Here is a 20,790-nt window from a genome sequence, read left to right on the forward strand (position 1 = left end):
GAGATTGTAATATGATTTTCTTTGATATCGATGGAACTTTACATAAAATTTTAGCAATGATATAAAAAAGACGACCACGTTCCCCCGCGGTCGTCTTTTTTCGTGTTACGCTGTAATCCAAGCTTCGTTTGCTGGATTTTTACGCCACTCTTGTAATTTTTTCGTTTCAGCTTGTCCGATCATACCTTTTTCTGCTGCAACTTCAGTTAATGCACTGTAATCACTTAAAGAATATGATGCTACGTTTGCTGCTTCTAGTTTCTCTTTTCCTGACTCAAGCTCGTATGTGAAGATTGATACGATTCCTAATACTTCACAGCCAGCTTCGCGAAGTGCTTCTACACATGTAATTGCACTACCGCCAGTTGAAATTAAGTCTTCTACTACTACTACTTTTTGACCTTTTTCAGCTTTTCCTTCGATTTGGTTCCCTTTACCGTGACCTTTTGCTTTACTACGCACGTAGCACATTGGTAAATCCATACGATCGCTTACCCATGCAGCGTGCGCAATACCAGCAGTTGCTGTTCCTGCAATAACTTCTACAGTTGGGAAGTGCTCTTTAATTAACTCTTCTAATCCAGCTGCAATCGCTTGGCGTACTTTTGGATAAGATAAAGTTAAACGATTATCACAATAAATTGGTGATTTTATACCAGAAGACCAAGTAAATGGGTCATTCGGTTGTAAAAATACTGCTCCAATTTCTAATAAATGCGATGCGATTTCTTTTTTCATACTGTTACACCTTCCCACTGTTGTTTTACTGTTTTATACGCTTCAAGCGGATTTTCTGCTTTTGTAATACTACGTCCAACTACGATGTAGCTTGAACCAAGTTCCCTCGCACGTTTCGGTGTTGCTACGCGCACTTGGTCATTTACATCATCGCTTGCAAGACGAATCCCCGGTGTTACTGTTACAAATTCATTTCCGCATACTTCACGTAATTTTGGTACTTCAAGTGTTGAACAAACAACTCCATCAAGTCCACTTTCTTTCGTTAATTTTGCATAATGAGCAACCGCTTCTTCTAACGTTTTCTCAATGCCAATCTCTTTTTTCATCATAGCTTCCGAAGTGCTTGTTAATTGTGTAACGGCAATACAAATCGGTCTCTCTTTTCCTTCTTGCTTACCTTCCTCTAATCCCTCAATCGCAGCTTTCATCATACTGCTTCCCCCAGCAGCATGAACATTTACCATATCTACATCTAGACTAGCTAGGCTACGCATAGCGCTTTTTACCGTATTCGGAATATCATGAAGTTTTAAATCTAGGAAGATTTTATGTCCTTTTTCTTTTAAGTACGTAATAATTGCAGGACCTTCTTTGTAAAACAACTCCATACCAACTTTGACAAATAACTCTTCCCCTTCAAAGTGGTGTAAGAATTGTTCTACCTCTTGTTTCCCTGGAAAATCTAGTGCAACGATTAACGACTGTGACATGTTTGCTTCCAGCTCCTTCCTTGACATTCCGAAATATGATCAAATCCTAATTCATCTAGTAATGCTGGTAATTCTTCAATAATTGTCGGACATACGAACGGATCGATAAAGTTCGCCGTTCCAACTGCAACCGCGCTTGCGCCAGCATAGAAGAATTCAATTACATCTTCCGCTGTTTCAATACCACCCATTCCGATGATCGGAATGTTAACAGCTTGACTTACTTCATGTACCATACGAATTGCTACTGGCTTAATCGCAGGCCCGGATAGTCCGCCCGTACGGTTTGCTAAAATTGGTTTTGCAGTTTTTAAATCTAGACGCATACCAAGCAATGTATTAATCATCGTTAAACCGTCCGCACCCGCATTTTCAATTGCTTTTGCAATTTCCACAATGTTTGCCACGTTCGGTGACAATTTCACATATACCGGTACTTCAGAAACCTCTTTTACTCGCTTCGTTAAATCAGCAGCAATTTCAGGATTTGTACCAAAAGCGATACCACCCGTTTTTACGTTTGGACAAGAAATATTTAATTCTAGTGCATGAACATTAGGTGCCTTTGAAATCGCCTTCGCAACCGCTACGTAATCCTCAGCTTGTGAACCCGCAACGTTTGCAATAATCGGAAGATCAAATTGCTCGAGAAAAGGTAATTCAGAATTCATTACCTTTTCTAATCCAGGATTTTGAAGCCCGATTGCATTTAGCATTCCGCCTGGTGTTTCAGCAACACGAGGCGTTGGGTTTCCATAACGAGGTTGTTCTGTTGTCGCTTTAATCATAATTGATCCAAGTACACTTAAATCATAGAACTGTGCATACTCACGACCAAATCCGAAGCAACCAGATGCTGGGATGATTGGATTTTTTAATGATAACCCTGGTAATTCAACTTGCAATCTGTTCATAGTACAACCTCCCCGATTGGAAATACTGGTCCGTCGCTACACACCTTCTTGTAAGAATGTCCACTCGGATCTGCTTGCAAATGGCATACACATGCGAAACATGCTCCGATACCACAGCCCATACGTTCTTCTAATGAAATGTAGGCTTTTCTCTCCTTATAGCGTCCTTCTAATGCACGAAGCATCGCTAAAGGTCCACATGAGTAGAGAATGTCAAAGTCAATTCCATAGCTATCAATTACATCTGTTACAAACCCTTTTGTACCATGTGTACCATCAACTGTTGCAACATACGTATCACCAAGTTCTGCGAATTTCTCTTCATAGAAGACAACATCTTTCGTTTGGAAACCTAAGATGTGAATAACGCGTACTCCTTTTGCTACAAGACGCTGTGACAATTCATATAGTGGTGGTACACCAATTCCCCCACCAACTAATAGAGCCGTTTGTCCAGATTCCGCTTCTTCTACAGGAAATCCATGACCAAGTGGTCCTAACACATCTACAAGTTCACCTTGTTTTCTTTTCGCTAATGTTTTTGTCCCTTGTCCTTCCGCACGATATAGCATTGTAAATTCGTTCTTGTCTTGATCGACATTACAAATACTAATTGGGCGGCGCAGAAGGGGCGTAATGCCCTCTGCTACCTTAATGTGTACAAACTGCCCTGGATCGTTCATTTGCTGCACTAAATCCCCTTGAAGCACTAATTCGTAAATGTTTTTTGCGATTTCTTTTTGGTTAACGACGATCATATTTTGCTTTTGCATCATGCATGTACCACCTCGTGACGCTTCGTTTGCGTAATTTCTTTCATTGAATGAGCTGAGAATGTCATAGATTCTAATACTCTCAAGATTGCTCTCGTTGTATCAAGTGATGTTAAGCAAGCCACACCATTTTCTACTGATTCACGGCGAATGCGGAAACCATCACGCGCTGGTTGTTTTCCTTTTGTTAATGTATTGATTACAAACTGCGCTTTCCCTTGACGGATAATATCAAGTAAGTTGTAGTCTTCAGAATCAATTTTGTTTACAACTTGCACCGGAATGTTTTGTTCTGTTAGCGATTGTGCTGTTCCTGCTGTTGCTAATAAGTTATAGCCGATTTCATGGAAGCGTTTTGCAATTTCCAGTGCTTCTTCTTTATCTTTATCCGCTACAGTGATGATTACTGATCCGTGCGTTGGAATGTTAATTCCTGAAGCAACAAGTCCTTTATATAATGCTTTTTCAAGCGTTAAATCTTTACCCATTACTTCCCCTGTTGATTTCATTTCAGGCCCTAATGTTGTATCAACTGAGCGTAGTTTCGCAAATGAGAATACCGGTGCTTTTACATACACTTCCTTCTCTTCTGGGTGATAGCCAGTTCCATATCCTTGTTCTACAAGATTTTGACCTAAAATAACTTTCGTTGCGATATTTGCCATCGGTACGCCTGTAATTTTACTTAAGAATGGTACTGTACGGCTCGCACGTGGATTTACTTCAATTACATACACTTCATCTTTGAATACTACAAACTGAATATTTAGTAATCCAACAATGTTTAAACCTTTTCCAAGCCCAATTGTATGTTCAATAATTTGTTCTTTTAGTTTTTCAGATAAGCTCTGTGGTGGATATACTCCAATTGAATCCCCAGAGTGAACTCCAGCGCGTTCGATATGTTCCATAATACCTGGAATGAATACATTCTCACCGTCTGAAATTGCATCTACTTCAATTTCTTTACCAACCATATAACGGTCGATTAATACTGGGTGATCTGCGTGAACTTTAACCGCATTTTTCATGTAGTGCAGTAATTCTTCTTGACGATATACGATTTCCATCGCACGTCCACCTAGTACGTAAGATGGTCTTACTAATACTGGGTAACCAATTTTGTCAGCGATCGCTACTGCTTGCTCTACAGTCGTTGCTGTTTTACCAACTGGTTGCGGGATACCAAGCTTTGTTAAAGCTGCTTCAAACTTATCACGATCTTCTGCACGGTCTAAATCTTCAAGTGATGTTCCTAAGATTTTCACACCGTGTGCTTCTAATTTAGCCGCTAAGTTAATTGCCGTTTGTCCGCCGAATTGGACGATAACACCTTCTGGCTTTTCTAAATCGATAATGTGCATTACATCTTCGATTGTTAATGGTTCAAAGTATAATTTGTCAGAAATACTGAAGTCTGTTGAAACTGTTTCTGGGTTGTTATTAACAATGATTGCCTCATATCCAGCTTCTTTTATTGCCCATACAGAGTGAACTGTTGCATAATCAAACTCAACACCTTGACCAATACGGATTGGACCAGATCCTAGTACAACTACACTCTTACGATCTGTTACAATCGATTCATTCTCGTCACCATATGTGCTGTAGTAGTATGGTGTTGCAGATTCAAACTCTGCCGCACAAGTATCTACCATCTTATAAACAGGAGTCATATTGCTTTCTTTACGCATATCGTAAATTTCACGCTCTGTTTTGTTCCAAGCATTGGCGATGTAATGGTCACTGAAGCCCATTTCTTTAGCAGATTGTAACACTTCCATATTTCCTACATTCGCTTTTACTTCGCGTTCCATGTTTACGATATTTTCAATTTTTTGTAAGAAGAAGAAGTCCATTTCACACCATTCGTTGATTTCTTCTTTCGTTACACCTTGACGGATTGCTTCTGCTACAACGAACAGACGCTCGTCATCAGCTTTTATAATACGCTTTTTCATCGTTTCTTTATCAAGCTCTTTTAAGTGGTCTAACTCTAGGTGATAAACGCCAAGCTCTAAAGAACGAATCGCTTTTAATAATGATTGTTCTAAGTTACGTCCGATTGACATAACTTCACCAGTTGCCTTCATTTGTGTACCAAGTGTTCTGTTTGCTGATTCAAACTTATCAAATGGCCAACGTGGAATTTTTGAAACAACATAGTCTAATGCTGGCTCGAAGCAAGCATATGTTTTTTGTGTTACTGGGTTTATAATTTCATCTAATGTTAAACCGACTGCAATTTTCGCCGCTAGCTTCGCAATTGGATATCCAGTTGCTTTAGATGCTAGTGCAGACGAACGACTCACACGCGGGTTTACTTCGATTACATAGTATTGGAAGCTATGTGGATCAAGTGCAAGCTGAACGTTACATCCACCTTCAATTCCTAATGCACGAATAATTCTTAATGAAGTGTTTCGTAACATTTGATACTCACGGTCACTTAATGTTTGGCTCGGTGCTACAACGATAGAATCACCTGTGTGAACCCCAACCGGATCGATATTTTCCATGTTACATACTACAATCGCGTTATCATTCGAATCACGCATTACTTCATATTCAATTTCCTTACAACCGGCAATACTCTTTTCTAATAAACATTGTGTTACTGGACTATGTTTTAATCCACCTGATACGATTTCAATTAGTTCTTCTTCATTATTACAGATTCCGCCACCTGTTCCCCCCATTGTAAATGCTGGGCGAACAATAACTGGATAACCAATTTCTTTTACAAATTCATGTGCTTCTTCCAGCGTATGAATAATCGTGCTAGATGGAATTGGTTCATTTAATTCCTGCATTAATGTACGGAATAAATCACGATCCTCGGCTTGCTCGATTGCTGATAATTTTGTTCCTAAAATTTCAACTCCGCACTCTTCAAGTATGCCTGATTTCGCAAGTTCAACAGCCATGTTTAGGCCTGTTTGACCACCTAATGTTGGTAGGAGTGCATCTGGACGTTCTTTACGAATGATACGGCTTACGAATTCTAATGTTAATGGTTCTATATATACTTTATCTGCTGTTGCAGTATCTGTCATAATTGTTGCTGGGTTAGAGTTAACAAGGATTACTTTGTAACCTTCTTCTCTAAGAGATTGACAAGCTTGTGTACCAGAGTAATCAAACTCTGCTGCTTGCCCAATTACAATTGGTCCTGATCCGATTACTAAAATTGTGTTAATGTCTAGGCGTTTTGGCATAACTCTTCCCCTTCTTTCTTGAAGTTTTCAATCATTGCTAAGAAATCTTCGAATAAATCATTTGCATCTTCTGGTCCTGCAGAAGCTTCTGGATGGTATTGCACTGTAAATGCTGGGAGCTTCGTATGACGAAGACCTTCTACTGTTCCATCATTTAAAGCAACATGTGTAATTTCCAGTTCTGTATTTCCAACTGATTCTTCTTCTACTGCGTAACCATGGTTTTGAGATGTAATTGCTACTTTTCCAGTTGCAAGATTTTTTACTGGATGATTTAAACCACGGTGACCGAATTTTAACTTACTTGTATTCGCACCAGATGCCAGGGCGAACAATTGATGTCCTAGGCAAATCCCGAATAAAGGAACTTTACCAATAATTTCTTTTAACATTTCAATTGCTTCTGGTACATCTTTTGGGTCCCCAGGTCCATTACTTAACATAATTCCATCTGGGCTAAGGCGTAGAATTTCTTCTGCTGTTGTATTGTAAGGTACAACAATTACATCACAATCACGCTTATTTAATTCTCGTAAAATACCATGTTTCATTCCGAAGTCTACAAGTACAACTCGGTGTCCACGGCCTGGACTTGGATATGGATCTTTTGTTGATACGCGTTTCACATGATCTGTAAAGACAGTTGCTTTCAATTGGCTAACGATGTCCTCTACATCCACATCCATATTGCAAAGACGTCCGCGTAAAGTTCCATATTGACGAATTTTTCTTGTTAATTTTCTCGTATCAATTCCTGCTAATCCTGGGATATTTCTTTCTTTCAAGTAATCATTTAGCGAAATTTCATTACGGAAGTTTGATGGGTGATCACAAATTTCGTTTACGATTAAACCATTTACAGATGGGTGAATTGATTCAAAATCATCACGGTTAATGCCGTAGTTCCCGATTAATGGATACGTAAATGTTACGATTTGACCGCAGTATGATGGATCAGATAAAGTTTCTTGATATCCAGTCATCCCAGTTGTAAATACAACCTCACCTGACTTTTCTATTTCTCCTCCGAAACCTTTTCCAATTAATACTGTTCCATCTTCTAAGATAAGTTGTCTTTTCATACTAATGCACTCTCCTTTTGCCATGCGATCTTACCACCAACGATTGTCATAACCGGCCAACCTTGGCATTTCCAACCTGCGAATGGTGTGTTTTTTCCTTTTGATAAGAATGTTGTTGGATCAATTTCTTCTTCTTGTTCTAAATCGATAATTGTAATATCAGCTGTTCTACCTTCTGTTAGGCGCCCTGCTTCTAAACCGAATGTGTCAGCTGGTTTTTCTGTTAAGAATTGAATCAGTTGCTCTAATGTAATGATTCCTTTTTTCACAAGGTTCGTATATAAAAGCGGGAATGCTGTTTCAAAACCAGTAATTCCGAACGGTGCTCTTTCAATCCCTTGCGCTTTCTCTTCTGCAGTATGCGGTGCATGGTCAGTTGCGATCATATCAATTGTTCCATCTAATAGTCCTTCAATTAACGCTGCATGATCTTCTTTTCCTCGAAGCGGTGGATTCATTTTAAAGTTAGGATCAGCCGATGGGATATCATCTTCACATAATACTAAGTGATGCGGTGTTACTTCTGCTGTCACCTTAATTCCAGCACGTTTCGCGTCACGGATTACACGTACAGATCCTTTTGTACTTACATGACATACGTGGTAGTGACAATTTGCAGCTTCCGCAAGTAAGATGTCCCGGGCAATATGTACGGATTCACATACTGATGGGATACCGTTTAATCCGTGTTTCTCAGAAAACTTCCCTTCATGTACACATCCTTTATTAATAAGTGTGTTCTCTTCACAGTGTGCAACAACTGCCATATTTAATTTCGATGCACGCTTCATTGCAGCTAACATCATGCTTGCATCTTGCACGCCTACGCCATCATCAGTGAAAGCAAACGCTCCAAGTTCTTTTAACGTTTCAAAATCGGTCATTTCAGAACCTGCTTGACGTACTGTAATTGCTCCATATGGTAATACATTTACATGTGCTTTTTCTTTAATACGCTTTTGCAGGTCTTCCATATGTTCTTTACAATCTGGTACTGGGCGTGTGTTTGGCATTGCGCAAATTGTAGTAAATCCACCTTTTGCTGCTGCAAGTGTTCCTGTTTCAATTGTTTCTTTATGTTCACCACCTGGTTCACGAAGATGAACGTGTACATCTACTAATCCAGGTGCGATTAACTTTCCATTTACATCGATTACTTCAGCATTATCTGCCGTAATATTTTCTGCTACCTTCGCAATTTTACCGTCTTGTACGAGAAGATCTGTTGCTACAATTGTTCCTTCTGCATTCATATAACGACCATTTTTAAACAAATAATTCATGTTTCATTCCTCCTAATACATTTGGTAATGCGCGTTTTAGTACAGCCATTCTTACGTAGACCCCGTTTTCCATTTGCTTGAATATGCGTGAGCGTTCACACTCGACAAGTTCACTCGCAATTTCAACATCACGGTTTACAGGGGCTGGATGCATAATAATGCTTCCTTCTTTCATACGTTGTTCTCTTTCAACTGTTAACCCATGTTGCTCGTGATACTCTTTCATAATGTCTGTTTCATAATGGTCATGACGCTCATGTTGTACACGAAGTAACATCATCACATCCACTTCTGGAACAAGTTCATCTAAACTCTTGTACGTTCCAAATGTGTTCTCTTCATCTTTCCACTCTTCTGGGCTTGCAAAGTAAATTGTCGCGCCCAGTTTCGTTAATGCTTCTGCATTAGAACGTGCTACTCGGCTATGACGAACATCCCCAACTATTGCAATCTTCAAACCTTCAAATCTTCCAAACTCTTGTTTAATTGTTAGAAGATCGAGTAGACATTGCGTTGGATGATTTCCACATCCATCTCCAGCGTTCAAGATAGGGATATTCACCTGATCTTTTAATTCATCGAAGTAACGATCTTGCTCATGGCGGATGACTACCGCTTTTGTTCCGATTGATTCTAGTGTTCTTATCGTATCGTATAAAGTTTCTCCTTTTTGTACGCTAGATGCATCTGCGGAAAAGTCTAATACTTCAAGTCCTAATCTCTTCTCAGCAACTTCAAAGCTAAATCTCGTCCTCGTACTATTCTCAAAGAACAAGTTCGCAACAAATGTTTGCTCTGTCGTTTTTCTCTCTTTTCCATTCGCGAAATCTTCTGCGTCTTTTAGGATTTCTGAAATTTCTTGTTCCGATAATTCACTCATCGTTAACAAATGGCTCATCGTCATCCCTCATCTTTCTGTTTTTTATGATAACACCATTGAATTTATATAACAATAACTGTATAAAAATACCCTAGTCTTTGAGACTAGGGTGCGTTAAAGTAGCCACCCTTTTCTATCTCACAGGACTGAATTAAAAGGTTATTTTTATGAAGCAATCTGCTTAGATTGTTTTGTTTTATTTGTTTGTTTTGTCTCTGGTAGTAGTAGATTTAATAGTACACCTACAATTGCTGCTAGCGCCATTCCTTCTACTTGGAACGATTCACCTACGTGCAGTACCGCTCCGCCAATACCGATTACTAGTATAACTGATGCAATCATTAAGTTTCGTTTGTCACCTAAGTCTGTTTTATCGTCTACCATCATACGTAAACCACTTGATGCGATTACACCGAAGAGTAAGATTGATACACCACCCATAACTGGTGTTGGAATCGAATGAATCAGTGCTGAAATCTTCCCGATAAATCCAAACATGATTGCGAACACTGCTGAACCGATGAATAAGTATACACTGTATGCTCTCGTAATTGCTAGCACACCGATGTTTTCACCGTACGTTGTATTCGGTGGTCCTCCTATTAGTGATGCGATCAATGTTGCTATCCCATCACCGAAGATTGAACGATGTAAACCTGGTTTTTCAATTAAATCTCTTTTAATAACATTTCCAAGTACAATTTGATGTCCGATATGTTCTGAAATTGTTACAAGTGCAACTGGCACCATTAAGAGTACAATTTTCCATGAAAACTCCGGAGTATATGTTACAAACGGTACTGTGAAGTCTGGTATGACAAACCATTTTGCCTCAGCTACTGGCTTTAAATCTACTAGCCCTTGGAAGTAAGCGAATATATACCCGCCGATGATTCCAAGTAGCACTGGTATGATACTGAAAAATCCTCTCCCGAATATGGAGCAAATGATTGTAATTGCTAATGTTACTAATGCTACTGAAAAGTGTGTAATGCTATACTTACCATCCGCACCGTTCATCGCCATGTTCACTGCTGTATGTGCTAAAGATAAACCGATTACCATTACGACTGGCCCAACTACGATTGGCGGAAGTAATTTCATAATCCATTCTGACCCAGATTTCTTAATTCCGAGTGAGATTAAGATGTAAACAAGTCCCGCAAGCATTCCTCCAAGCATCGCTGCTCCAGGTCCACCTGCTGTTTTCGCTGTAATAATTGGTGCAATAAAGGCGAATGATGATCCTAAATATGCTGGTACTTGACCTTTCGTTATTAGAAGAAACGCTAGCGTTCCTAATCCACTTGATATTAAAGCTACTGATGGATTCAGTCCTGTTAAAAACGGAACAAGCACTGTTGATCCAAACATCGCGAACAAATGTTGTATACTTAATAATAACCATTTTCCCGGTTTCGGTACTTCATGAATGTCTAACACTGGCTTTTGCTCCATTGTTACATCCTCCTTCAGTTTTAATTTTTGCAATAAAAAAACTCTTTGTGCCTGTGCACAAAGAGTCCTACACTTTCGTATGCCAAATTTGACATATGAAAGCCAAGACCCTTTGGCAGCCTCACAGGACTACATTTAAAAGGGCTTTACTTATCGTATATGCTTACTCGATCTTGTTGATCTGTCTCTTGCAAATCAACTTCGATACGCTCTTCACTAGATGTTGGAATGTTCTTTCCTACATAATCAGCGCGAATTGGTAATTCACGATGACCTCTATCAACAAGAACAGCCAATTGGATTTGTGATGGTCTACCTAAATCCATAAGAGCATCCATTGCTGCTCGAACTGTTCTACCTGTATATAACACATCATCCACAAGGATAACTTTTTTCTTCGTAATATCTACAGGAATATCAGAACCTTTTACAAGTGGTTCTTTATGTTTCGATTGTAGTGTTAAATCATCACGATATAACGTAATATCTAACTCTCCTACTTCCATCTCTTTTCCTTCAATTTGACCAATTCGTTCTGCCAAACGTTGTGCAATAAAAATTCCACGTGTTTTTATTCCGACAAGAACACAATTATCGACACCTTTATTTCGTTCCACGATTTCATGACTAATTCGTGTTAAAGCGCGGCGAATCATTTGGTCATCTAAAACGATAGCTTTCTCTTGCATGCTCTACACCTCCAAGTTTTTTTCTTGCGTGAGAGAATGGTATAAAAAAAGTCCTCTCAGCGTGTGCGAGAGGACTTTTGAAAAAGGGTACAACATACCCTAAGTATTTCAAAGCGTTACCTTCTCAACCTCACGGGGCTGTGTTAAAGGATCATTATTTAACTGTTGTCAGTATCTCAGTTTTCTTATGATTTGTCAATACTATTTCCGTAAAATATTTAGCGCTTCTTCAAACACTTCTGGAATCGGTGCCTCAAACTCAATATATTCACCAGTACGAGGGTGATCGAAACCTAAAATCCCTGCATGAAGTGCTTGTCCATTCATATCTAATGTTTTCTTCGGACCATACTTTGGATCCCCTGCAAGTGGATAACCAATATATTTCATATGAACACGAATTTGGTGTGTACGTCCCGTTTCTAAGCGGCATTCTACAAGTGTGAAATCCTTAAATCGCTCTAACACTTGGAAATGTGTAACTGCATTCTTACCATTTTCATCAACAGTCATACTTTGACGTTCTTTTTTATCACGACCAATTGGAGCGTCAATTATTCCTTTATCATGTGGAATTACACCATGTACAATCGCTTTATAACGTCTTGTTACCGTTTTTGCTACAAGTTGATTTACAAGTGATTCATGCGCCATATCATTTTTAGCAACCATTAATAATCCAGATGTATCCTTATCAATACGGTGTACTATACCAGGACGCATTACACCGTTAATACCTGATAGGTCTGTACAATGATGCATAAGTCCGTTTACAAGCGTACCCTTCGTATGCCCTGGTGCTGGATGTACTACCATGCCACGCGGCTTATTTACAACTAGTACATCGGCATCTTCATAATAAACTTCTAAATTCATATCTTCCGGTTGAATATCTAACTCTTCTGGCTCGGGAATTGTTACTGTAATTTCATCATTTCCTTTTACTTTATAATTCCCTTTAACTGATTTCCCATTTACTGTCACAACAGCATCTTTAATCCATTGCTGCACTTGTGAACGTGACCATTCACTGTTTATTTCTGCAACGAATTTATCAATTCGCTCGCTTTTTTGTTCTTCTGCAACTGTTACTTGTACTACTTCACTCATTCAATTACTCCTTCGCTTTCTTTCCTTCTAATACTGTTTGAATAATAATTAATACAACTCCAATACATAATGCTGAGTCAGCTATATTGAATACCGGATAGTTGTACGAGAAAATATACACGTGAATGAAATCCACTACTTCTTGTCTAAATACACGATCAATAAAATTGCCAATTGCTCCGCCTAAAATTAGACCTAATGAAATACCTAGAAGCTTGTCCGTTTTCGCATATTTTTTCATATAAAATACGATAAATGCTACGAAAATGACTGTAATAATGTAGAAAAACCACATTTTATTTTCTAAAATACCCCAGGCAGCTCCTCTATTTCGATGAGATGTTATGTATAATACATTATCGATAATCGGAATGCTCGTACCCAATTCCATGTTCTTTACAATTAGCCACTTCGATATTTGATCGATGGCAATGACAAATAACGCTATTACATAATATATCATTTTCATTTCCCCCACAAAGACAGTGTACCTCAAAATTTTAGCATAGCTGCTACCTTTTCACAATGAACCTTTGTAGAAGAATAAAATAAATTAAAAAAAGGTAACATAATATCGTTGTGCGTATTCATACATTTACCTTTTCATAGAAAAATTCATGAATAGTACGAGCAGTCGGCATTGTTTTCATTTGTTTTGTAGAAATCGCTCTTCCAGTTTCTTCACAAATACCGTACATATCTATTTCCATTTTAAACAATGCACGTTCTACATCTTTTAAATCCTCTTTTATATCATGTAATAGTAATTTTTTCTTTGTCTCTTCCTTTATTTCGTATCCAAGTTCTTGCCCAAATTCCATATAGTATGTGTGCATTACTTCTTTCGCCAATCTATCTTGCAACTCTTTTCTCATCAATTGTAATTCTTCTTTTATTTCCATATAAATTTCATTCACGTGTACATTCCTCCCAGCTGCAATGTACAATTAGTGTGTCCGAAATTTCCACGCTTACCTCACACACATTTTTCCTTCATAGGAAAGAGAGTGAAAGTTATTTTGATATATCATCAACAAAAAACTGACTGCTATTATGAGCAGTCAGCTTTTTTTCATTATTTTACATAATTTTCTTTAACAACCGTTGCACAACGCTCACATAATGTTTCATGTTCTGCATCTTTACCAATTGTTTCTGAAACAACCCAACAACGTTCACACGTCTCACCTGTCGCCTGTGCTACAACTACAGCTGTATGCTCATACTTTGGTGCATCTGTTGGTGCTTCTTCAATTGTACCACCAAGTTTATACTCAGAGACGATGAATAATTGCTTTAAGTCTTCGCTAATAGACTCTAACATAGCCTTCATTTCTGCAGTCGGATATAGCGTAATGCTCGCATTTAATGACTTACCAATTACTTTCTCATTACGAGCTACTTCTAACGCTTTTAAAACGTCATCACGTAATGTCATAAATGCATCCCATTTTGCTCTTAACGCTTCTGAACCCTCTACTTCTGTAGCTTCTGGCATATTAGTTAACTGTACGCTTTCTTCTTCTGCACCAGGAACATATGGCCATACTTCATCAGCTGTATGAGGTAAGATTGGCGTTACAAGTTTCGTTAATGCAACAAGAACATCATATAATACAGTTTGAATTGCACGACGATCCGCGTGATCTGCACCTTCAATGTATAAAATGTCTTTTGCAAAGTCTAAGTAGAATGAACTTAGATCAATTGTACAGAAGTTGTGAATTGCATGATATACAGCAGCAAAGTCATATGTTTCATATGCATCTTTTACTTTTGTAATTAAGTCATTTAACTTCACTAACATGTAACGATCTACTTCACGAAGTTCAGCTACCGCTACTGTATTTTCACTTGGATTAAAATCATCTAAGTTTCCTAATAAGAAACGGAATGTGTTACGGATTTTACGATACACTTCTGCTACTTGTTTTAAAATATCATCTGAAATACGTACATCAGATTGATAGTCAACAGAAGATACCCATAAGCGTAAAATGTCTCCGCCTAATTGATCCATAATTTTCTTCGGTACGACGATGTTTCCAATCGACTTACTCATTTTACGTCCGTCACCATCTAGTACGAAACCATGGCTTAGTACGCCTTTATACGGAGCTTTACCAGTTACAGCAACTGCTGTTGATAATGAAGAGTTAAACCAACCACGATACTGGTCAGATCCTTCTAAATATAAATCAGCTGGACGTTGTAAGTCTTCGCGCTCTTCTAATACCGCTTGGTGAGAAGAACCTGAATCGAACCATACATCCATGATGTCTGTTTCTTTACGGAATTCACCATTTGGGCTACCTGTATGTGTAAATCCTTCTGGTAATAAATCTTTCGCTTCACGCTCGAACCATACGTTAGAACCGTGCTCACGGAATAAATCTGCTACATGATTAATTGTTTCATCTGTAATAATTGGATCACCATTTTCTGCATAGAATACAGGAATTGGCACACCCCATGCACGCTGACGAGAAATACACCAGTCACCACGGTCACGAACCATATTATGAAGACGAGTTTCTCCCCATGCTGGTACCCATTTTGTTTCCGCAACAGCTTCTAATAATTCTTTACGGAACGCTTCAATAGATGCAAACCACTGCGCTGTCGCACGGAAAATAATTGGTTTTTTCGTTCTCCAATCATGTGGGTATGAATGCGTAATGAATGTTAGTTTCAGTAACGCGCCTACTTCTTCTAATTTTTCCGTAATTGGCTTGTTAGCTTTATCATAGAATAAGCCTTCAAATCCAGGTGCTTCATTTGTTAATACACCTTTATCATCAACTGGGCAAAGTACTTCTAAGCCATACTTTTTACCAACAACGAAGTCATCTTCCCCGTGTCCTGGTGCTGTATGAACACAACCTGTACCTGCATCTGTTGTTACGTGCTCTCCTAGCATAACTAATGAGTCACGATCGTAGAATGGATGTTTTGCAACTGTATACTCAAGTTCGCTACCTTTTACCGTTTTCACAACTTCAGCATTTTCCCACTCTAACGTTTTTGCAACTGTCTCAAATAGTTCAGAAGCGATGATATATTTCTCATCATTTACTTTCACAATAGCATATTCAAGTTCTGGGTGAACAGAAATACCTAAGTTTGCAGGTAACGTCCAAGGCGTTGTTGTCCAAATAATGTATTTCTCATCACCTTCTAATACGTTCTTTCCATCTTTTACAGGGAATGCTACGTAAATAGATGCTGATTTTTTATCTTGATATTCAATTTCAGCTTCTGCTAAAGCTGATTCACTTGTTGGAGACCAGTAAACTGGTTTTTGTCCTTTATAGATATAACCTTTTTTCGCCATGTCACCAAACACTTTAATTTGTTGTGCTTCATAAGCTGGCTCTAAAGTAATATATGGATTATCCCAATCTGCACGTACACCTAAACGCTTAAATTGTTCACGTTGACGTTCCACTTGCTCATATGCATACTCTGCACATAACTTACGGAACTCAGCAACTGTCATTTCTTTACGCTTTACACCTTTATTTGTTAAAGCTTGTTCAATTGGTAAACCGTGTGTATCCCAACCTGGTACATATGGTGCACAGTATCCAGTCATTGATTTAAAACGAACAATAAAGTCTTTTAACACTTTATTTAGTGCGTGTCCCATATGGATGTCACCATTTGCATATGGAGGTCCATCATGTAGTACAAATAAAGGACGGCCTTTCGTATGTTCTTGTACCTTTTCATAAATATTCATTTCAGCCCATTTTTCTTGCATTGCAGGCTCACGTTTCGGTAAATTCCCACGCATCGGGAATTCTGTTTTTGGCATTAGTAATGTATTTTTGTACTCCATGCTCAATTCCTCCTTAAATATATAAACGACAGACCTTAAAAAAAGGAATAAAAAAGAGACCTCTCATCCCCAAAAAGGGACGAGAAAGTCTCCCGCGGTACCACCCTAGTAGACCATATACAAATGCATAAGGTCCTCTTTATATTCTTAACGCGAATATACGCCTACGCTTACTAAATTTGTTCAGCGCGGAACTCCAGGGTGATATTCCCATTATCTCCTTATCCTGAGCTTACACCATCCTCAGTTCGCTATATAAGGTATGAAAAAGGTACTTATCCCTATCTTCGTTTTTCTTAATAAATATGCTGTTTAAAATTATATGTAATAATGAGAAAAACGTCAAGCTTACACTGTTTCTTCTTTTTTCAACAGTTCGTCCACTTCGTCTTCTAATTCAATTAGTTTATCCCAATCATCGTTGTTTAACATTTCAAGTTGTGTTTCTAATAACATACGGAAACGAGTTCGGAATACTTTCGCTTGTTTCTTCAACTCTTCAATATCAAAAGCAACTTTTCTTGATTTCACTAACGCTTCATTAATGATACGATCTGCATTTTTTTCTGCTTCACGTACAATTAATTTTGCTTCTTTTTGTGCATTACGCTTCACTTCTTCAGCAGCTTCTTGTGCGACAATGATAGATTTGTTCAGCGTATCTTCAATATTAGAAAAATGATCTAACTTTCCTTCTAATTGTGCAACCTTTTCTTCTAAAGCTTTTTTCTCACGAATGACTAATTCATAATCTTTGATGATTTGATCAAGAAACTCATTTACTTGATCTTCATCGTAGCCACGAAACCCGCGACCAAATTCTTTGTTATGAATATCTAATGGTGTTAACGGCACAACGCCACCTCCAAGTAGTTATCTAAATTTCCTCTTTCAATTATATCTTTTCTTCGACAAAATAAGAGAATTTCCTTCTAAAAAACCAATCATTTTAGTATACCATACAAAACTCTCCATTTGTCGCGCTTCGTTTTACCTTCTACAGAAAATAATTTACTTCGTCCATACCCTCTAACCGAGAAAACATCCCCCGGAAAACATTCATACGAAGTTTGCTCTACTGTTTTCCAATTGACTTTTACTAAGCCACCTTTTATAAGAGGCTGTACCTTCTGCCTAGATATATGTAGCATTTCAGCTAATAAAACATCTAGACGAAGTGACGAAACAGTCCCAGATTTTTCTCCCCATTTTTCACCTACACGCAAAATTTTCTCTACTTGTATAGGAGAGAGTGTGACTTTCATTTTCCCTATTGATTGTAAGTTCATTTCAATATACGATACAACTTCTTTGGCAACTGCAATTTGGGCACGGTCTTCTTGAAGCAAAATATCACCACATTTTTCCCTTGTTAAACCAAGCGACATGAATGCACCTAATATTTTCCTATGTTCTAGCGTAAAAAACTTGGAAGGATAGTCAATTTCTAATACTTCTACTTGAAATTCCTCTTCATTTAATTCTAGATAATCTGGATAAATTAGTGCTCTTTTCCGTTCGGCTTCAGGCATCGCACCATCAAACCGTACAGCTACATCTCCTTGCCCTATTACCATAGAAACAATTTGTTGCTGTCTTGGATCAAGAAAATCTGTTAACTTAACTTGATGGTACTCAGCAGCCTGTTTCCACTCTAATACTTTATCCACAAAGACCTCTTCATCAGGTCTAAAATGCTCATAGATGCTCATGTATTTAACCTCACACTATAAAAAATAGTTGAATAAACTCACTAAACCACCTCTAGCAAGTTTCAAGGCAACAATAGCAACAAGTGGAGAAATATCAATCATACCAAATGGTGGAATAAACCTTCTAAACGGCTCTAAATACGGTTCGCAAATACGCGCAAGAAAATCTCCAAAAGCTGATTCCTTTGCGCCAGGAAACCATGATAGGAGAATGTAAATAATTAGTGCCCACGAGTAAATCTCGATAGCAGTAAGTAACACTGTTAAAACTGTTGTCATGGCGTATTACCACCTCTTTATATTTGTCTCTTCTTCTTCACCGAATAACTCTGAAATCGCACCAACGATATCAACATTTTCAGGTGTACACATAAATGTTTTCGGGCCTATTTTTTGAATATCCCCGCCTATAGCGTATACAGTACCACTTAAAAAGTCAACGATACGTACAGCTTGATCTGTAGACATTCTTTGCAAATTAATTACAACAGCTCGTCTACCTTTTAAGTGATCCGAAATGCCTTGCGCTTCCGAATATGTACGTGGTTCTAGTAAAACAACTTTTGAAGATTGCTTCGCTGTTTCAATACTCACTACATTTTGCTTCGGTTGCACTTTCGCAAACGGAACATCTTGTTGTTCTGGGGGATCTTGTTGCTTTTTCATGTCTGTTTGCTCCTTTTCATAACTATATTGAGCTGCTTCTTTTTCTTCCGGTGTGTCAAAAAAGAAGTATTTTACTTTTGACCAACTCATAATAACTTTCTCCTTCCTCCTACGCTTTTCCTACTAAAACCGTTCCCAAACGAATATATGTAGCGCCTTCCTCAATTGCAATCGTGTAATCATTTGACATTCCCATTGATAATTCTTTACATGGTGCATGTAATAATTCTAGCTCCTGCACCTCTGTTTGTAGCATGCGCAATTCCTTAAAGCAGCGACGAATCTCTTCCTCTTCTCCTGTAAACGGAGCCATTGTCATCAATCCTACCACTTCAATCTTATCCAATTCTTGCAAACTTTGAATAAAAGAAATTGTTTCTTCTATCGCCAATCCTTGCTTTGATTCTTCAGATGATGTTTTCACTTGAATAAAGCATTTAACTTTCTTATCAGCACGTTTTTGAATTTCTTTTGCAAGCGAAAGACGATCTAATGAATGTAAATAATCAATCTCATTAATGATTTCTTTTACTTTTCTCGTTTGCAATGATCCAATAAAATGCCAATTCACTTTTGAACCGAAATGCTCGTATTTTTGTAAGAAACCTTCATTTCTATTTTCACCTAAATCAATAATTCCTGTTTCAATTACTTCGCTTGTTTTTTCAATCCCTACAGTTTTTGTAACTGCAACGAGCTTAATATCTTTCATCGAACGTCCAGCTCGTACACAAGATTCTTTAATTACTTCGTTTACATCTGCTAAATTCCCTTGCACTGTCACTTACTTCACTCCTCCTTAAAACCTATGAAACTCAACATTCTCCCCGTCTTACCTTGATCACGACGATGAGAGAAAAATAATTGTTCTTCACAGCTTGTACAAAGAGATGACATTACAATATGTTCTTCTTTTATGCCTGCTTGTACACATAATATACGATTAACTTCTTTTAAATTAATTGCATACTGACCATCAGAAATTACTTTATGAGGAACAGATCCGTTTACTACTTGCTGTGCTGCTGTTAATACACGATCATCAACAACATAACAACATGATCCGATTGCAGGACCAATTGCGACATGAATTTCATCACTTGAAACACCTTCTGCATTCCACTTTTGAATCATTTCTTTCGCAATCTCTGTTACAGTCCCTTTCCACCCAGCATGCGCAAGTCCTATCATATCATGTGATGGTGCATAAAAATAGAGCGGAACACAATCAGCGTAACAAGATGTTAAGAGAACATCTTTGTTAGTCGTATAAATGCCATCCGTTTTTGGAATACCGTCTTCATATGAATAAACGCCTTTCCCTTTTTCTTGCAGTCCTACTTTCTCAACATGATGGTCATGAACTTGTTCAGAGCAAATCCATTTTTCTAATGGTTTTTGTAACTTATTCGCTAAAATGCGTCTGTTTTCATGAACATTCTCCACGATATCATTCACATGTAATCCTAAATTCATCGCATGAAAGGAGCCTGTACTTACTCCACCATCTTTTGTCGTAAATCCAACAGTAATGTTTCCAAGTTCTTTCCACGCTTGTAAATACAGTATACCGTCCGCATATTTAAATGGTTCTCTCATAAAGCGACTCCTTTTAATTAAAATAACAGAAAAAAGTATGGTACTTCCTGTCTATTTTACCATACTTTTATTTTTTCATAATGACAACAGAAAAAAAAGAGGAATTTGTAATAT

Annotated in this window: 20 protein-coding genes and 1 other annotated feature; all 20 genes read right to left on the reverse strand. The window is 38.1% G+C overall.

Annotated features, from left to right (window positions below; all coding sequences use genetic code 11):
• Window positions 1-105: 105 nt before the first annotated feature.
• Complete coding sequence (pyrE, locus tag MKY90_RS19755) at window positions 106-738, reverse strand: orotate phosphoribosyltransferase (protein ID WP_002137968.1); 633 nt, start codon at window positions 736-738, stop codon at window positions 106-108.
• A complete protein-coding gene (pyrF, locus tag MKY90_RS19760) occupies window positions 735-1,451 on the reverse strand; it encodes an orotidine-5'-phosphate decarboxylase (protein WP_000083510.1) in 717 nt (238 codons plus the stop codon). Before pyrF ends, pyrE begins: the two co-directional genes overlap by 4 nt.
• Window positions 1,436-2,365 carry a dihydroorotate oxidase B catalytic subunit gene (gene pyrD, locus MKY90_RS19765; RefSeq protein WP_002088238.1) on the reverse strand — a complete coding sequence of 310 codons (930 nt, stop codon included), beginning with the start codon at window positions 2,363-2,365 and terminating at the stop codon, window positions 1,436-1,438. The genes pyrF and pyrD overlap by 16 nt, the downstream gene beginning before the upstream one ends.
• Window positions 2,362-3,141, reverse strand: coding sequence for a dihydroorotate oxidase B electron transfer subunit (gene pyrK / locus MKY90_RS19770; protein ID WP_002088239.1), 780 nt, complete (start codon window positions 3,139-3,141; stop codon window positions 2,362-2,364). The genes pyrD and pyrK overlap by 4 nt, the downstream gene beginning before the upstream one ends.
• Complete coding sequence (gene carB / locus MKY90_RS19775) at window positions 3,138-6,356, reverse strand: carbamoyl-phosphate synthase large subunit (RefSeq protein ID WP_002128845.1); 3,219 nt, start codon at window positions 6,354-6,356, stop codon at window positions 3,138-3,140. Before carB ends, pyrK begins: the two co-directional genes overlap by 4 nt.
• Window positions 6,341-7,438, reverse strand: coding sequence for a carbamoyl phosphate synthase small subunit (locus tag MKY90_RS19780; protein ID WP_063219161.1), 1,098 nt, complete (start codon window positions 7,436-7,438; stop codon window positions 6,341-6,343). The genes carB and MKY90_RS19780 overlap by 16 nt, the downstream gene beginning before the upstream one ends.
• Window positions 7,435-8,721: a dihydroorotase gene (pyrC, locus tag MKY90_RS19785; RefSeq protein ID WP_002088243.1), complete on the reverse strand. Its 1,287-nt coding sequence runs from the start codon at window positions 8,719-8,721 to the stop codon at window positions 7,435-7,437. Before pyrC ends, MKY90_RS19780 begins: the two co-directional genes overlap by 4 nt.
• On the reverse strand, window positions 8,705-9,619 hold the full coding sequence (pyrB, locus tag MKY90_RS19790; RefSeq protein ID WP_063219160.1) for an aspartate carbamoyltransferase: 915 nt from the start codon (window positions 9,617-9,619) through the stop codon (window positions 8,705-8,707). Before pyrB ends, pyrC begins: the two co-directional genes overlap by 17 nt.
• 147 nt (window positions 9,620-9,766) lie before the next feature.
• Entirely contained in the window at window positions 9,767-11,059 is a 1,293-nt protein-coding gene (gene uraA / locus MKY90_RS19795; protein ID WP_002014712.1) for a uracil permease, read from the reverse strand.
• 146 nt (window positions 11,060-11,205) lie between these two features.
• On the reverse strand, window positions 11,206-11,748 hold the full coding sequence (gene pyrR, locus MKY90_RS19800) for a bifunctional pyrimidine operon transcriptional regulator/uracil phosphoribosyltransferase (RefSeq protein WP_341092400.1): 543 nt from the start codon (window positions 11,746-11,748) through the stop codon (window positions 11,206-11,208).
• A gap of 201 nt (window positions 11,749-11,949) precedes the next feature.
• The gene (locus MKY90_RS19805) at window positions 11,950-12,858 is read right to left on the reverse strand and encodes an RluA family pseudouridine synthase (RefSeq protein WP_002033761.1); all 909 of its coding nucleotides are present in this window, start codon (window positions 12,856-12,858) and stop codon (window positions 11,950-11,952) included.
• Between the two features lie 4 nt (window positions 12,859-12,862).
• Window positions 12,863-13,321, reverse strand: a complete 459-nt coding sequence (gene lspA / locus MKY90_RS19810) for a lipoprotein signal peptidase LspA (RefSeq protein WP_002128849.1) — start codon at window positions 13,319-13,321, stop codon at window positions 12,863-12,865.
• Between the two features lie 124 nt (window positions 13,322-13,445).
• Entirely contained in the window at window positions 13,446-13,775 is a 330-nt protein-coding gene (locus MKY90_RS19815) for a hypothetical protein (RefSeq protein ID WP_002014715.1), read from the reverse strand.
• Between the two features lie 158 nt (window positions 13,776-13,933).
• Window positions 13,934-16,699: an isoleucine--tRNA ligase gene (gene ileS2 / locus MKY90_RS19820; protein ID WP_061689331.1), complete on the reverse strand. Its 2,766-nt coding sequence runs from the start codon at window positions 16,697-16,699 to the stop codon at window positions 13,934-13,936.
• A gap of 72 nt (window positions 16,700-16,771) precedes the next feature.
• Window positions 16,772-16,996: a binding site (T-box leader), on the reverse strand.
• 51 nt (window positions 16,997-17,047) lie between these two features.
• Complete coding sequence (divIVA, locus tag MKY90_RS19825) at window positions 17,048-17,554, reverse strand: septum site-determining protein DivIVA (RefSeq protein ID WP_001131609.1); 507 nt, start codon at window positions 17,552-17,554, stop codon at window positions 17,048-17,050.
• An 89-nt stretch (window positions 17,555-17,643) separates the two neighbouring features.
• The gene (locus MKY90_RS19830; RefSeq protein WP_341092402.1) at window positions 17,644-18,411 is read right to left on the reverse strand and encodes a YlmH family RNA-binding protein; all 768 of its coding nucleotides are present in this window, start codon (window positions 18,409-18,411) and stop codon (window positions 17,644-17,646) included.
• Between the two features lie 15 nt (window positions 18,412-18,426).
• Window positions 18,427-18,690, reverse strand: a complete 264-nt coding sequence (locus MKY90_RS19835; RefSeq protein ID WP_002014720.1) for a YggT family protein — start codon at window positions 18,688-18,690, stop codon at window positions 18,427-18,429.
• 6 nt (window positions 18,691-18,696) lie between these two features.
• Window positions 18,697-19,167, reverse strand: a complete 471-nt coding sequence (locus MKY90_RS19840) for a cell division protein SepF (protein ID WP_002014721.1) — start codon at window positions 19,165-19,167, stop codon at window positions 18,697-18,699.
• 19 nt (window positions 19,168-19,186) lie between these two features.
• The gene (locus MKY90_RS19845) at window positions 19,187-19,861 is read right to left on the reverse strand and encodes a YggS family pyridoxal phosphate-dependent enzyme (protein ID WP_002033757.1); all 675 of its coding nucleotides are present in this window, start codon (window positions 19,859-19,861) and stop codon (window positions 19,187-19,189) included.
• Window positions 19,862-19,866: 5 nt separating this feature from the next.
• Window positions 19,867-20,676, reverse strand: a complete 810-nt coding sequence (gene pgeF, locus MKY90_RS19850) for a peptidoglycan editing factor PgeF (RefSeq protein ID WP_002128855.1) — start codon at window positions 20,674-20,676, stop codon at window positions 19,867-19,869.
• Window positions 20,677-20,790 lie beyond the last annotated feature (114 nt).

Origin of the sequence: Bacillus sp. FSL P2-0099, assembly GCF_038007445.1 — a bacterium.
Lineage (GTDB): Bacteria > Bacillota > Bacilli > Bacillales > Bacillaceae_G > Bacillus_A > Bacillus_A mycoides.